Below are 12,685 nucleotides of genomic sequence, written 5' to 3' on the forward strand. Positions count from 1 at the left end.
CCATCGATCCAGCTGCAGCAGTGCCCGACCTAAAGGGGGAAGGATTCCGGCTATGCCCTCCGTGCCAGGCCATCGATCCAGCTGCAGCAGTGCCCGACCCAAAGGGGGAAGGATTCCGGCTATCAGAACAGTTGACTAAATAGGCAGTGCTGCCTATTGTACAAAATAGGCAGCACTGCCTATTTCTACCACTTAGAGGATTATTCATGCTCGGATCCATTGCCCGTGTTTATGTCAACGGTATCGAGGTCGGTTCACTCCCTGCCAACCATTACACCGCCATCGTTGAAAGCGTCAGGAAAGATCGCCGTCTTCTACTGGCCTACGCAATGCGAGTCGTAAGCTTGGTATTGCGGTCCATCTTTTATTGCGCAGCTGCGACACCTGTATTGCTAACAGTATTTTGTGCGTTCTTACTGGTTTTCGATCCAGTTTCGGTCAGCGGTATGATTGCTGACGCTCGATCATCGACACCCGAGGAATTAACAGCCTTTCTGAGAGCATCTTTAGTGATGACGTGGTTTATCACTCTTGTTGTCTTTCCAGTCGCATTGGCCGTGGCTCGGCCAGGGTTCTATTCGATTGACGACCCATATAAGCGGGCTATAAGTCGTAGAATCCGGAGCATTCTGGAGGTACCTACTGAGGGCCCGTTATACGTGGACATAATCGAAGGAAAAATCGAGTAATCGTCTATGGATAATCGGATGCAATTTAGAGAATTGATCGCAAGGCACGAACTGAAGCAGTACGAGGCTGCCGCGTTGATCTGCGCGTACACAAGTCGGCCTTGCGCGGTCCGCACTGTCCGGTCTTGGATTAACGATCCTGAAAAACCTAGCTCGTATCCGTGCCCGGACTGGGCCGTAAGCGCACTGAAAGATGCCCTACGATTGCGCGAGAGCGGAAGCGCCGAGGAATTAGGTGGCTTAGAGGGTATGGATCAGGAGGGAGAGGTGTGAAACCCGCGCCCGGCAAGGCAACGGGTTTCTGTGTTCTCTGCGAAGGAGGAACACCGTCTACAACAATTTGGATTATACCGGTTTGCTTTGTGGCGGCAAGTAGGGCAAGGACCTCTAGGGTCAGTATCAGTATTTGGCTCAGAAAGTCGCGTTATGCCTTACCAGATCAAAAGCCGTCTCCGCCGCCGCTCCGAACAGGGGCTAGCCCCTGCGCTGCGCTACCCCGGATCCCACAAATGCCACCTGCGATGGTGTGTCAGCACCAGGTCTCCGCCGTCGCTCCGAACAGGGGCCTGCCCCTGCGGCCGTTCCGGCCTACCCCGGTTGCTGCACCATTGGACCTGCCGGGACCTGTCGTCTTGCAGTGCCTTGCGTCACGGGACCGCGCAGGCTCACGCGAAAGACCGTGCTCGAAAAAGCGGGGTTGAACAGGGCGCGGGGTGAGTTGGCCATCGACTGGACGTGCGCGCACGCGGTCGGCATTGTTGTGCGTCAAATGTCGGTTTGTGAAACAAATGCGACTAAGCTACCAATGCGCAGATTAGGAGGAAAAGAGGGAATGAAAGTTTTCGGCGTACAGCTTCACACACCGGGTCTTGTAGACCTTCCAATGGCAATCACTACCATAGTCTTCGCGGTTGTTTGCAGTGGCCTCGCCATGCGCTTCTTGGGTTGGGATATCGCCCAGGTCAGCGGGATCCTTTTCGGCAGCACGGCGGCTGCAACTGCAACAGCTTGTGGTGTTGATGTCCGCTCACACGGACTACGGGGTCTGCTGGTTGTTTTAGTGATTATGGTTGCCTTGGTGGCAACTACCGTAGGACTCCACCGGTTATTCAATTGACCTCGGCAAACGCACGGCTGTTGCATGCCGGTGCGCAACACCACACAACAGGAAAAACCATGAGAAAGATACTCGCCGCATCCGTCTTCTTTGCCTCGCTGGTAACGCACGCAGCGTCTGTGCCGGTTGAACCAGTCCGAGTGCAGTTGCTGACTGACAAGCTTGATCCCGCCAAAGGTGATCAATTGGCCTTCGAAATGCCGGGAGGATGCGTTTTAGCTGGCTCAGTTAATGCCGCAAGGTTGGTGGTGATCAACCGCAAAGTCTGCCCAAGTGGGACAACGAACGTGACTATGGTTGTTCCTCTCGACAAGCAGGCCAGTTTCAAGGAGGCGCAGTCGCAGAAAAACAGTGCTGCTCTTGAATGGCTCACCGAGTCGAGCCGGAACTATTACCTGTTCCCGGTGGAAGCGGCAGTTGATACCCAGTCCCCCACCATGAATTGATCGCGGAAAGCTGCTATGACCGAAGAAGAAATGCGGCAAGCTTTATTTGGCAACAGTGGAGCAACTGGGCCCACCGCTGTCCCACATGCCGTGCCACACCGAGCAGACAACCAGCCTTTGAAGGCATCTGCCAAGCGAGCCACGGGTAAGAACTTCGTGCCCAAACTCATAGTGACGCTTCGTGTCGGCAACGAGTTTGAAGGGCAAACCGAATTGTTCACCCACCTGGCAGACACGCTCAGTACGCTCCAGGCCGAACTGGACGCGTTGAAGGAAGCCCGCAAAAAATACAAATACATCGAACTGGTGTCGGTCGAACCCGCAAAATAAGTCCGTCAACGATGAATAACGCGTTAGCAGTTCACGGTCCAAAGTTGGTCCCAGTCGGTCATGTAGCTGGGGGACAAAAATTCCCTACGCATCCCCCAATCAGGTCGCGTGGGCATCGCAGCTGACCGCAGACACTCGCGACCCCACCGGCGATTGATTTTATCCATGATGCACATAATCTCATCGGTCTTTTCAGGCTGACTTTCGGTGAAAAGATCCATGCTGAACTCACCCCTTTGACGCAGATCCATCAGCATGACTTCCGCTTTACTGTATGCGAAACCCGGTTTGTAGATCGACGCGAGCCCGCGCAGAGCGTGTTTGGTAAGCAAGCGCACATCGTCGGTTGGATATTCCGGCGTACAAGTGAAGCCTTTAGCGTACTTCGGTGAATCACCATGAAAGGATGTTTGTATGGCAATCCGAAATGACCCGCATAACGAGCGCTGCGCTCTAAGTTTTTGGGCTGCTCGATGCATGTAGCTTGCAAGCGCCTGACCAAGATCATGTTCAGTGTGAACTCGTTTCCCAAACATTTTGCTGGAGCAGATCGACTGCTTGGCGGGTACATCAGATTCCAGATCAATGCATGACTCGCCGCTCAGCTCTCGTATCGTCCTTTCCAACACCACAGAATGCTTTCGGCCCATGGCTCTTGGGTCGGCTTGTGACAACTGCCACGCAGTTGTAATGCCATCGCTGTCTAGATGGGCTTTCATACGTTTACCAATGCCCCACACTTCTTCTACGGGCATGCGCTTCAAAAGCCACTCAACGGCCTCCGGACTTCGCAGGTCAACAACGCCGCCGGTCCTTTCTTTCCACACTTTTGATGCGTGCTGTGCTGCTTTTGCCAGGGTTTTGGTGTGGCCGATACCCACACCCACGGGAAGCGCTGTCCACGTCCATACTCGCTTCTGTATGGCCCGGCCAACATCGATCAGAGGTTCAGGCAAACCGTCCAGCTGAACGAAACTTTCGTCGCAACTATATTGCTCGACGGGCACGCCAAAGGATGAGATAGCTAGTGAGGCTCGATGGCTCATTTCGCCATACAAGGCGTAGTTGCTGCTGAATATTGCTACGCCATTTTCTTCAAGAAAGTTGCGGATTTTGAAATAAGGCTCGCCCATCTTGACCCCAAGGGCTTTGGCCTCGGTCGTTCTGGCGACGATGCTTCCGTCCGAATTGCTCAAAACCACAACTGGCGTGCTGCGTAGCTCAGGCCGGAATATCCGCTCAACGCTGCAGTAGAAGCTGTTGACGTCGACCAGCGCAAACACAGGCTGGTTTCTCGATCTACCCGACATGGGGGGTAATTGACCAGGTTACGACGCCGAATACTTCCATGGCTTCGTACTCCAAGGGAGTCACCGGTTTGTAGTCAGGGTGTTCTGATTCCAAGACCCACCCTGCAGGTGATCCCGATAGACGTTTCACAAGCGGCTGGTTATCGACATAAGCAAGGACGATGCGTCCGGCCAGTGCCTCAACTGCCCGATCTACTACCAAGCGCGACCCGCTGAAAAGTCCAGCACCTTCCATGCTATTGCCTTGCAGCCTAACGATCCACACATGTGGGGCACGAGTGTTTAATAGCTCATCAAGCGAAACCGGGGGTTCGTAATAATCTGCAGCTGGGTTGGGAAACCCGCCAGTCGCGCAGCCGGAAATGACCGGGAGCTTTTGAGCGGATGGTAGAAGCTTTCGGATCGAAGCAACATTCATGGGACACCTCGTTACTGTTCATGCATACAGTAATATAGGTTGCCCATGTCTGGCACCTTAGCGCCGATGAGTGGGCATGCTTCTCTCGCGTGCGAGAGAGCATCAGAGACTCAGGGTTTTTTAACAGCCTTGGCCGACGGCGAAGCCCAGACAAGCCCCAGCAGGGGATGTCGACGTAGGCAGTACGTGAAGTGATATTTGGATTTGCTGCGCACAGTCTCGATTTCAAACGTGAACTCGTCCCCAGGGCGAGCGATTCTCTGTCCTTTGCATGGACCATCAATAACCAGCAATTTTAGGGATATATCTCTTTCAAGCATTCCATTTTTCCTACGGCTCAGCGGCAGTTGTACGGGTAAATGCTTTTTGAATGTATAGACTTCATTTCTCGCACGCGAGAATTTGCGCACGAAAGTCAATTATCTGTATTGATTGTTTGCACTATAAGTTGACAATTCTGAAGGGATCAACGATAATTTTCCAGTCGAATGAGAAATTCTTTTTCACCCGGAACCAGCGGCGGCAACCGCTCCGGGTTAAACAGCGAAGGGGTCAGAACATGCAGCCAGCTTTAGATTCGGATGAGATTCTTCGTGAAGTCTTGTTGAGGCTCACAACAGAACAGGCAACGCGCCAGTTGAATGCTGAAAGCGTGGTCGAAAATATGCTGTACCAAGTAGGTATTGGCATGCACGGAGCGACCGCAATGGCCACTGAGTGGGCAGAAAATGCCGATCAATTGGCGGATCAGTTCAGCACCACGGCCCAGCGGATCCTTTGGATGGCTGAAAAGGTATCTGCTGGTTGTAGAGCGCCAAGTATCGAGCATGACGCTCAGTTGGCCACTTTGGACGAGGCGCGGGCTTGGTACATCCACACTGTTGGTTACGATCCTCATCTTGAAGATCCATCGGTAACACTGGCTGACATTCAACTGACACGCGTCGAATACCTTGCGTGCTTCAAACGCGAGGAATCAATCTAATGTGTATTCAAATTTCTGCTGAAAACCTAACTTTCGATTCTGTCTGCGCTGCATACGCTCTGCTGCTCGAAAACAATCCGGGCCAAGCGCTTATGCTGTCAGACGGCGGCGCTGTATTTCTGGAAAATGGAAATATCTATTCAGTGGCTATCAGCGATTCCGGGGTTCTGCTTACGGACACTGCGGGGTGCATATACCCAAGTGCATGGGATCAGGAGCGCAGGTGCTGGGACAGCGAAGAGGGCACAGATGCATGCGTCAGTGCTATCAACAATCCGACGTTCATCAATTACGCGAATGCTATAGGGGCAGATACATGACAAAGGTCTTTTCACAAAACGTTGCAGTACCACTCCCGGCAGCGATGGTCGCCATTTTCGGCATCGGGCTCATTATCGGAATGTTTGCCGGAGCAGCTGCAAACCAGTCTGGTGTCGACAAGTCCGACGCAAAATTTAGAGCGGAGCGCTTGGCGGATTCACAGGCCGCAAAAGAACGTTGCGCGGCGCTGAATTGATCGGGATAGGGAGTAGAGCAATGGCTCGTAGTACAGCTATTGGATATGCGGTATTAGGCGCTCTGTTTTTTACGGTGCTCATGATGTTCGCAGTCGGCTTTGGCCTTAGAACTGGTGCTGATCGCGCTAACGAAGAGATACTGACCGAGGTCTGCAGGGAGGGCTCAGGAGATGTGCCCAGCGACTGGAAAGAGGTCTGCGCGAAGAGAAAGTCCGCTCAGCAACCGACTTATTAAAATGAAGGAATTGATCATGGGAAAAATCGAATCTACACCTAGTAGGCTGGCCGAATCACTCATGGGTCTGCAGGTTTTGCTGAATGCTCCATGCTATGTAATGCCGATGCTTTACTGGTTCGGCGTCGTCCACTTCGGGCCATTGGAATGCTTGATGAGACTAGGCGTTGTGCCAACAAATCCAGACCGTTTGCTCGGAGTCTGGTATTGGTTATTAGGGGGCGCTTGGTGGGCACCACTGACGTACATGCTCTTGTTGCCGTTCAGAAAGCGCATCATCGTGAAATTGATGGGCTCCGAAGCTGCTTATCGTACGGCACTGGAAGAAATCGAAGAAATCGAGAGGGCTTCCCAGGCTGCCACCGAGCTTGGGGAGCTGATTGGGGTTGCGGTACATCATGTCGGTTTTTTCAACCGTGCCGAAAGCATCGTAGAAACGAGTGAAGGCTTTTTCAGGGTGATCGGTTGTGTAAGCAACGTTCGCAAAGGCGCTGCAGTCAGCATGCTCAACAACGAGCTGGTAGTCGCATCTGAGGCCGGAGTGACGAAGCGGTATGCGCTAATCAAAGATTGATCATCACGGTCAGTCAAGAAAACCAAAGCTCTCAAGATTATATTTTCTGTCAAAACTTATAGTACAATTAGTTGACTTCCACTCTCTGAATTTGCGATAATTTCCGTGTCAGGGCACCCCAGCCATGAAGATCCGGACACAGCGGCGGCAACCGCTCCGGGCCAATCTGCGACGGAGATTATCGTGATCAAATACGCACTCAAGCATTTCCATTTCTGCTGCGGCCTCGGCGGTGGAGCCAAAGGCTTCAACCGCAATAAGGAAGTCGTTGGCCACCTGCAGGCTGATTGGCGCTGCATCGGCGGTGTTGACGTCGACGCGGGCGCGTTACGTGATTTCCGAAAGCTTGCTGGTGTCGCCGGCACTCAGATGGATCTCTTCACACGCGATCAGTACATCCGGTTCCACGGTAAAGAGCCGCCAGCTGGCTGGAGGGAAGCAACCGCCGGAGATATCAGGCGTGCCGCTGGCAACGAGGATCCAGACGTGGTGTTTATCAGCAGCCCTTGCAAGGGGGCTTCTGGGTTGCTGTCCCAGGCCATGAGTCTGACCCCCAAGTATCAGGCTCTCAATGAACTAACGTTGCGCTGCGTATGGCTCATGTGCGAAGCGTGGAAGCATGCCCCGGTCAGTCTCATCGTGTTTGAGAATGTCCCACGTCTGGCCACACGCGGACGCCACCTGCTCGATCAGATTGGGCAGATCCTGAATTATTACGGATATGCCGTTGCAGAAACGACGCATGATTGTGGTGAGCTGGGCGGCCTGGCACAGAGTCGGAAACGCTTCCTGCTGGTTGCTCGGCACATTGAGAAAGTGCCGCCGTTTCTATACGAGCCTGAAAAGCGCTCGCTGCAGTCGGTCGGGTCTGTGTTGGGCCGCATGCCAGCGCCGGGAGACATTGAGCGCGCTGGGCCAATGCATCGTGTACCCGCGCTGCAGTGGAAAACATGGGTGCGTTTGGCATTGGTTGAAGCCGGTAAAGACTGGCGCAGCCTTGAGCAACTGGCCGTTGAGAATGGCTACCTGAAAGATTTTGTTATCGTGCCTCAAGCATACGCCGGGTATTTGGGCGTCAATGAGTGGGACGACTCTATGGGGACAGTTGCTGGTCGGTCGAATCCCACCAACGGGGCATTTTCCGTCGCAGATCCGCGGGCACCAGCTGGGGCAGCACAATACCAGCAATTTGGCGTTCGTCAGTGGGACAAGCCAAGCGGCGCAATCATCGGTGTCAAGTCTCCGGGTCAAGGCACATTCAGCGTTGCAGATCCGCGCAGTGTTGGCAGAGGTTTCGGCAAGTACCTCGTAACGCCATGGAAAGGTGCGTCCAACACGGTCATTGCCGCAAGCACAACCGGGCAGGGTGCTTTTGCGCTGCAGGATCCTCGCCCAGGTATGCGCCGCGTAAAAGGGGATGCCTACCTCACCGGCGGTCACTACGGCGTTGTTGATTGGGCTGGTCAGGCCGGAGCCGTATCGGCCAGTGCAAAACAAGACAACGGGCGTTGGTCAGTTGCAGATCCACGCATGCCAGAACCCAATGATCGGCTTACATGCGTGATCGAAAGTCTTGACGGCACATGGCATCGACCATTTACCACTTTCGAAATGGCCAGTCTGCAGAGTCTCGTCGAACCCGAGGAACAGCTGGAGCTGGATGGCCTGAGCGATCAGGCTTGGCGGGAGAGAATCGGCAACGCAGTCCCCCCCAGTGCGGCAGAGGCTATCGCAGGAGTGATGGCCCGTACGCTGTTGCTGGCCAAGCAGGGCGAAACGTTCCTGCTTAGCCAAATGCCGGTTTGGGTTAGGCCGGTCGCTGTCGGACTTGCCCTGAGTTCAATGCCCATTTAGCGGCTCATACCGACTCTCTGGGAGAGCCGGTACTACGGAGGCTTTATGCGTTTCAAACGGTGTGACCGACGTTGCGATTATGATTTCACAGATCGCAAACAGAAGGCTTTTGCAAGGAAGCAACGCCAAGAACGTGAGCGCTCACCGCTCCTGGCGGAGCAGATCCACGAAGATCAGCACAGCGTTGAACAGGAGTTAGCCAAACGACTGGCCCTGTTTGCCCAATCTGAAAAGCGCATGCGCGATCTGCGCGCGCGTCACTGGCGGCAAGTACGTGCTCTTTACTTCGGCCTTAGCAGCGCTGAAAAACAGATCATCAGAAACAAATGGGTGGCTTGGACAGGTCCCGCCGAGTCACAACACTTGTCCTACTTGATCCGGCAGCTTACTGGGGAATACGAGCGCATTTGCGAAGAGCAGCGACGAACCACGATGCTCATTCGGGATCGCCTCAAAGGCGGCGAACAGCTACCACTTTTATGAACTTATGTGCCTGGAACCAAGCGGCGGCAACCGCTCCGGGCCAAACTGCGAAGGAGATACACCATGCTTTTCCGTGACTTAAACTCAAGCAAAGCCGAACGCTCAAGCGCCGCGCTGTACTCCGCTGCGCGCATAGCTGAACAGTCTTGTACGTGGCAAATCGCGGCGGAGTTCTACGAGGACGCTGCTCAGGTGTGGCCGACCGGCAACGGCCTGTTTCGTGCTGGAAACGTGAGCAAGCTATTACGCAAAGCAGATCGATGCCGTTCTCTGGCTGACCTCGACCGGACTTCGACAGTCGGGGATAACGTGAATGAATGAGTTTGCGAAACAAAAGGCAGACGCATCCCCGGATCAGCTTGAGTTGCTGATCTGGCTGGAGACAGCTTCAGTGCCCCAGATATGTGGCGCTCTTCTGTTTGCTGAGGGCACCGTCCGATCAGAAATTGTTGACGCCGTACGGGCACTGATGGACAGCGATCGGCCAGGACTGGTGATGTTTTTCCCCGAGTTTTTACCCGACCGCATTACCCTGACAGACTTGGCTGACCTCGATGAGCAGTTGCGCGACGAGCTGAAGGCTCTAAAAGCATCGAAAAACTCGGTAGGGAACGGTTTCCCGCAGCGCGCCAGAGGTTACGGAAAGGTCCTGGCCAGCCTGAGTCGGCTGCTCAACACGGGCCAAATTGGCAGAGCCCAACACCTGCTACTGAAAAACGAAGTCAACGACATTATCAACAAGGAGAGCAACGAATGAGTGACGTTCTAGCGTCTGAAAATACGACACCTCTGGAAGAGCATTACGAAAAGACCTGGCGCGAATTCAATGTGGATTTGGAAGTCGCTGTGCTTCGGGATTTTCGCCGCACGGCATTGCCCGAGGTGAAGAAACTCAAGGACGAATTAAACGAGTTTGTGAGTGGAACGCGTGAGCTGACAATATCCAGTGCTCAGCGGCTACGTGCCAATGTGTTGAGGCGGCTGCAGATCAAGCATTACGTTGACTCACTGCTATCTGGACTTGCTCCAAAGTATTTCCACATGCACAAGACCATCGGTATCGAGTTCGACGCATCATTTGAAGTTCAGTATCTGCTGCAGGTCAACAAGTGGCTGGAGCTGGTCGAATCTTTGCCAACCGACCTTACGAAGGAAAACGCATGAGCCGCCAAAAATTTGAGTTCGAATGCTCTACAAAAACGGTAGTCGTAGCTTCGTTTGCTGCAGGTGTCTTGCTATTTGCGGTGCTGATGGCGGGAGGCTATTTTTATGGGTCCTATCAGGGACAGCAGGAGAGGATTAAGGAGCTCATTTCCGAGTCTGCAAAACCATGTGTGAGGTCGCCACCCCACTCCGAATAGGTGTAACGACCTGCAATCAAAGACAGGCTTGTCGGTTGTTCTGCTGCTGTTGCTCTGCTGCTGTGCGGCGGTTACTAGCGCAAGCAGAACGCCGATGGCGACATTGTTCGGAGAATCATTTGATGGTAAGTCAGCAGGACTTTCTGCGTGATGCCATGCAGCAGCTCGGTATGACCCGAGATCAGTTCTGCAAGCGCATCAGCGTTCCGCGTAAAACCTTCGACAAGTGGCTTGCACCAGAGGGTTCCAAGGAGTGTAGGGCTATGCCTGAAATTGCTTGGTCGTATGTAAGAGACATCCTGAATAATTTCGGAAACTGAGACTTGATATACCCCCAATGGGGGTATATAATTGGCTCATACCAAATAGACGGGAAATGCGCGATGACCAGCTACCACGTACTCAACGAGAACACCCTTTGCTACTTGCAGGATGGTGCGGGCCTTTACGGTGTGTTGGCTGGCAAACCTCAGCTTGGCGGGCATGACTGGATCAACGGCCCTGTCGTTGTCTCCAGCCTCGATAAGCTTCGTCCGGCCACGCTTGAAGATTTCAACTTCTACCGTGTGTGCCCTGCAGGGCATATTGCCTAATCGGAAACGAGCAACGCCCAAGCCCAGCCATCGCTTAGCTGGGCCGAGGCAGTAGAAGGATGCCCTTTTAGCGTCCTACAGATCGAAGGAATGACGACATGGCCAGCTATCACCACAACCTGAATCGGACCTTGAAAGGCGAAGAAAAGCGCTACGGCTGCAAGCGTACCCGTGCATACCAGATGAAGCTGGTCCGCTACATCAGCCGCGTTATTCACGGCAAGTAACCAGACAACAAGATTTTTCGAGGAAAGATATGAAAACTATCGTAGGTATGTTTTGGGGTGTGATGGGCGGATTGTTTCTCGCTTGTGGGGTGATTGTGTTCACCCATCTAGTCGGTGCCGGAAGCAATTTGCTTGGTTTTACTGAATGGACGTTTCGCTACTACATGCTTTGCCTCGGCGTCTGCATAGCCCTTCTGGCAGGCTCTAGGTCTGCTCGTAAACACTCGGCGTTAATGATGGTTTTCTTCGTCGCCGTGATGATGGTGATCGGTGTTGGATTTCAAACCTTCATGGAGGTAGAAGGGAAAAGAAATGACTATGAAAATCATGCTGCTGGCTGCGATGCCGTTTATTGCGTTCCTAGTCTTCCAAGCATTTAAAAGACGCTCTGCTGTCGGGCTTGGGTTACTGCTTGGCGTTGGTGTGATGATGAGCTTTTCGTATGGCGTTGGCTTGAATGCAGGCTGCGGACAGCCGTTTTGCGTCGATTGGAACTCCGGTTTCGACCAGTTTGCGCGTCGATAGGAAATCGCACCAGGTACACCTACCAAGAGTTGAGGGGAAATCACAATGAAGAACAAAGCGAGCAATGTTCCCAAACGTTTGACCGGCCTTACAAATCTGGCGCGTTTGGCTCACTACGACTTTTGGGCTGGCGGTGACATTTGGGGTTGCACAAGGCCAGAGCTACGCGAAGCTGTTGCATTGATTGAAGGGCTTCGACCCGACGAAAGAATGCAAGTGCTGGTTCAGAATGACCGGTTGAATTCCGTTGAGGTGCATAAGCTTTTGGATGGTCTGGATCATGCCGAAATTTACTACTCGGCGGGGCCCGTCGAAGCTGCCACCCTGCGCGAGCTTTTCAGTAATAAGGTCTAAAAAAACCGGTAACGCCCAAGCCCTGCCTTCAAACGCGGGGCCGTGGACGTAGACGAATGAGATTCACGCGACCGCGAAAAGGAGTCAGCAGATTGGGTATCGAACTTTGGTTCACAGGCATGTTTTTTTGCTCTCTGGTCGCCATTGTATTTGGGATCAGAGGAGATCTGTCGTACGGAGGTGCGACCCTCATAATTTTTATCGCAAGCGGCAACGCATGGTTGTTCATTTCGGCTTGCATGAAGGCTTTGCGCGATATGCGCCGTTAGAAAGGAATATCAAAACGCATGGACCAGAAATTCCGCACCACTTCCGGCTCAATCATCAGCGTCGACCCGCTGCGAGAGTCGTCTGCACCATTGGAGTTAGGGGATCCTGCAGCTGAGGGTGGCGTAGGCAATCTCGTACCCGCAAACCTTATCCGTAAACAGATTGAGCGGGTGATTCGTGAATATGGTTCGGACCCAGCGGAAGCCGCGCTGGCTATCTGCGTCATCCTCGACGGGAATCTAGGCTTGGCTGAAGACGGTTACTTTGATGACGACGAAACAGTGATGAAAGCGATCCTGGCCGCCGATCCGGCTTGGAGTTAAGGAAACAGAAGGCCCTATTGGCGTGCTCGGCTTCGCCTCATCGGCTGTCGTGAACCAAGCCCCGGCCAAGAGC

The 12,685-nt window shown here is 53.5% G+C and carries 19 protein-coding genes; 17 read left to right on the forward strand and 2 right to left on the reverse strand.

The window, feature by feature from the left end; all coding sequences use genetic code 11:
• Window positions 1–1,521 precede the first annotated feature (1,521 nt).
• From QRN38_RS27730 to QRN38_RS27740, 3 genes are read left to right on the forward strand one after another with little or no spacing between them, the layout of a single operon-like run.
• Window positions 1,522–1,806 carry a hypothetical protein gene (locus tag QRN38_RS27730; protein ID WP_122222997.1) on the forward strand — a complete coding sequence of 95 codons (285 nt, stop codon included), beginning with the start codon at window positions 1,522–1,524 and terminating at the stop codon, window positions 1,804–1,806.
• A 59-nt stretch (window positions 1,807–1,865) separates the two neighbouring features.
• Window positions 1,866–2,252: a hypothetical protein gene (locus QRN38_RS27735; protein WP_122222999.1), complete on the forward strand. Its 387-nt coding sequence runs from the start codon at window positions 1,866–1,868 to the stop codon at window positions 2,250–2,252.
• Between the two features lie 15 nt (window positions 2,253–2,267).
• The gene (locus QRN38_RS27740) at window positions 2,268–2,582 is read left to right on the forward strand and encodes a hypothetical protein (protein WP_122223001.1); all 315 of its coding nucleotides are present in this window, start codon (window positions 2,268–2,270) and stop codon (window positions 2,580–2,582) included.
• A gap of 23 nt (window positions 2,583–2,605) precedes the next feature.
• Here QRN38_RS27740 and QRN38_RS27745 read toward each other — a convergent pair whose 3' ends face one another.
• Window positions 2,606–3,865 (reverse strand): Y-family DNA polymerase, encoded by a 1,260-nt coding sequence (locus tag QRN38_RS27745; protein WP_502945130.1) that lies wholly within the window; start codon window positions 3,863–3,865, stop codon window positions 2,606–2,608.
• Between the two features lie 16 nt (window positions 3,866–3,881).
• Entirely contained in the window at window positions 3,882–4,310 is a 429-nt protein-coding gene (locus QRN38_RS27750; protein WP_122223005.1) for a LexA family protein, read from the reverse strand.
• Between the two features lie 559 nt (window positions 4,311–4,869).
• On the opposite strand from QRN38_RS27750, the gene QRN38_RS27755 reads away from it, so the two are divergent.
• From QRN38_RS27755 to QRN38_RS27820, 14 genes are all read left to right on the forward strand, one after another.
• Entirely contained in the window at window positions 4,870–5,295 is a 426-nt protein-coding gene (locus QRN38_RS27755) for a hypothetical protein (RefSeq protein WP_147466041.1), read from the forward strand.
• On the forward strand, window positions 5,295–5,615 hold the full coding sequence (locus QRN38_RS27760) for a hypothetical protein (RefSeq protein ID WP_122223009.1): 321 nt from the start codon (window positions 5,295–5,297) through the stop codon (window positions 5,613–5,615). Before QRN38_RS27755 ends, QRN38_RS27760 begins: the two co-directional genes overlap by 1 nt.
• A complete protein-coding gene (locus QRN38_RS27765) occupies window positions 5,612–5,812 on the forward strand; it encodes a hypothetical protein (RefSeq protein WP_122223011.1) in 201 nt (66 codons plus the stop codon). The genes QRN38_RS27760 and QRN38_RS27765 overlap by 4 nt, the downstream gene beginning before the upstream one ends.
• A gap of 237 nt (window positions 5,813–6,049) precedes the next feature.
• Entirely contained in the window at window positions 6,050–6,622 is a 573-nt protein-coding gene (locus QRN38_RS27770) for a hypothetical protein (protein WP_147466042.1), read from the forward strand.
• A 183-nt stretch (window positions 6,623–6,805) separates the two neighbouring features.
• Entirely contained in the window at window positions 6,806–8,476 is a 1,671-nt protein-coding gene (locus tag QRN38_RS27775; RefSeq protein ID WP_375233354.1) for a DNA cytosine methyltransferase, read from the forward strand.
• Between the two features lie 45 nt (window positions 8,477–8,521).
• Window positions 8,522–8,959: a hypothetical protein gene (locus tag QRN38_RS27780; protein ID WP_122223015.1), complete on the forward strand. Its 438-nt coding sequence runs from the start codon at window positions 8,522–8,524 to the stop codon at window positions 8,957–8,959.
• Between the two features lie 63 nt (window positions 8,960–9,022).
• A complete protein-coding gene (locus QRN38_RS27785) occupies window positions 9,023–9,280 on the forward strand; it encodes a hypothetical protein (protein ID WP_122223017.1) in 258 nt (85 codons plus the stop codon).
• A complete protein-coding gene (locus tag QRN38_RS27790) occupies window positions 9,273–9,716 on the forward strand; it encodes a hypothetical protein (protein WP_122223019.1) in 444 nt (147 codons plus the stop codon). Before QRN38_RS27785 ends, QRN38_RS27790 begins: the two co-directional genes overlap by 8 nt.
• Complete coding sequence (locus tag QRN38_RS27795) at window positions 9,713–10,123, forward strand: hypothetical protein (protein ID WP_122223021.1); 411 nt, start codon at window positions 9,713–9,715, stop codon at window positions 10,121–10,123. Before QRN38_RS27790 ends, QRN38_RS27795 begins: the two co-directional genes overlap by 4 nt.
• 580 nt (window positions 10,124–10,703) lie before the next feature.
• Window positions 10,704–10,913, forward strand: coding sequence for a hypothetical protein (locus tag QRN38_RS27800; RefSeq protein ID WP_122223027.1), 210 nt, complete (start codon window positions 10,704–10,706; stop codon window positions 10,911–10,913).
• Window positions 10,914–11,011: 98 nt separating this feature from the next.
• Window positions 11,012–11,140, forward strand: coding sequence for a hypothetical protein (locus QRN38_RS27805; protein WP_259641459.1), 129 nt, complete (start codon window positions 11,012–11,014; stop codon window positions 11,138–11,140).
• 29 nt (window positions 11,141–11,169) lie between these two features.
• Window positions 11,170–11,520: a hypothetical protein gene (locus QRN38_RS27810; protein WP_122223029.1), complete on the forward strand. Its 351-nt coding sequence runs from the start codon at window positions 11,170–11,172 to the stop codon at window positions 11,518–11,520.
• A gap of 190 nt (window positions 11,521–11,710) precedes the next feature.
• On the forward strand, window positions 11,711–12,019 hold the full coding sequence (locus QRN38_RS27815; RefSeq protein ID WP_122223031.1) for a hypothetical protein: 309 nt from the start codon (window positions 11,711–11,713) through the stop codon (window positions 12,017–12,019).
• A 287-nt stretch (window positions 12,020–12,306) separates the two neighbouring features.
• On the forward strand, window positions 12,307–12,612 hold the full coding sequence (locus QRN38_RS27820) for a hypothetical protein (RefSeq protein WP_122223033.1): 306 nt from the start codon (window positions 12,307–12,309) through the stop codon (window positions 12,610–12,612).
• Window positions 12,613–12,685 lie beyond the last annotated feature (73 nt).

This window comes from Pseudomonas sp. CFBP2511 (assembly GCF_030209255.1).
Classification (GTDB): domain Bacteria; phylum Pseudomonadota; class Gammaproteobacteria; order Pseudomonadales; family Pseudomonadaceae; genus Aquipseudomonas; species Aquipseudomonas avellanae.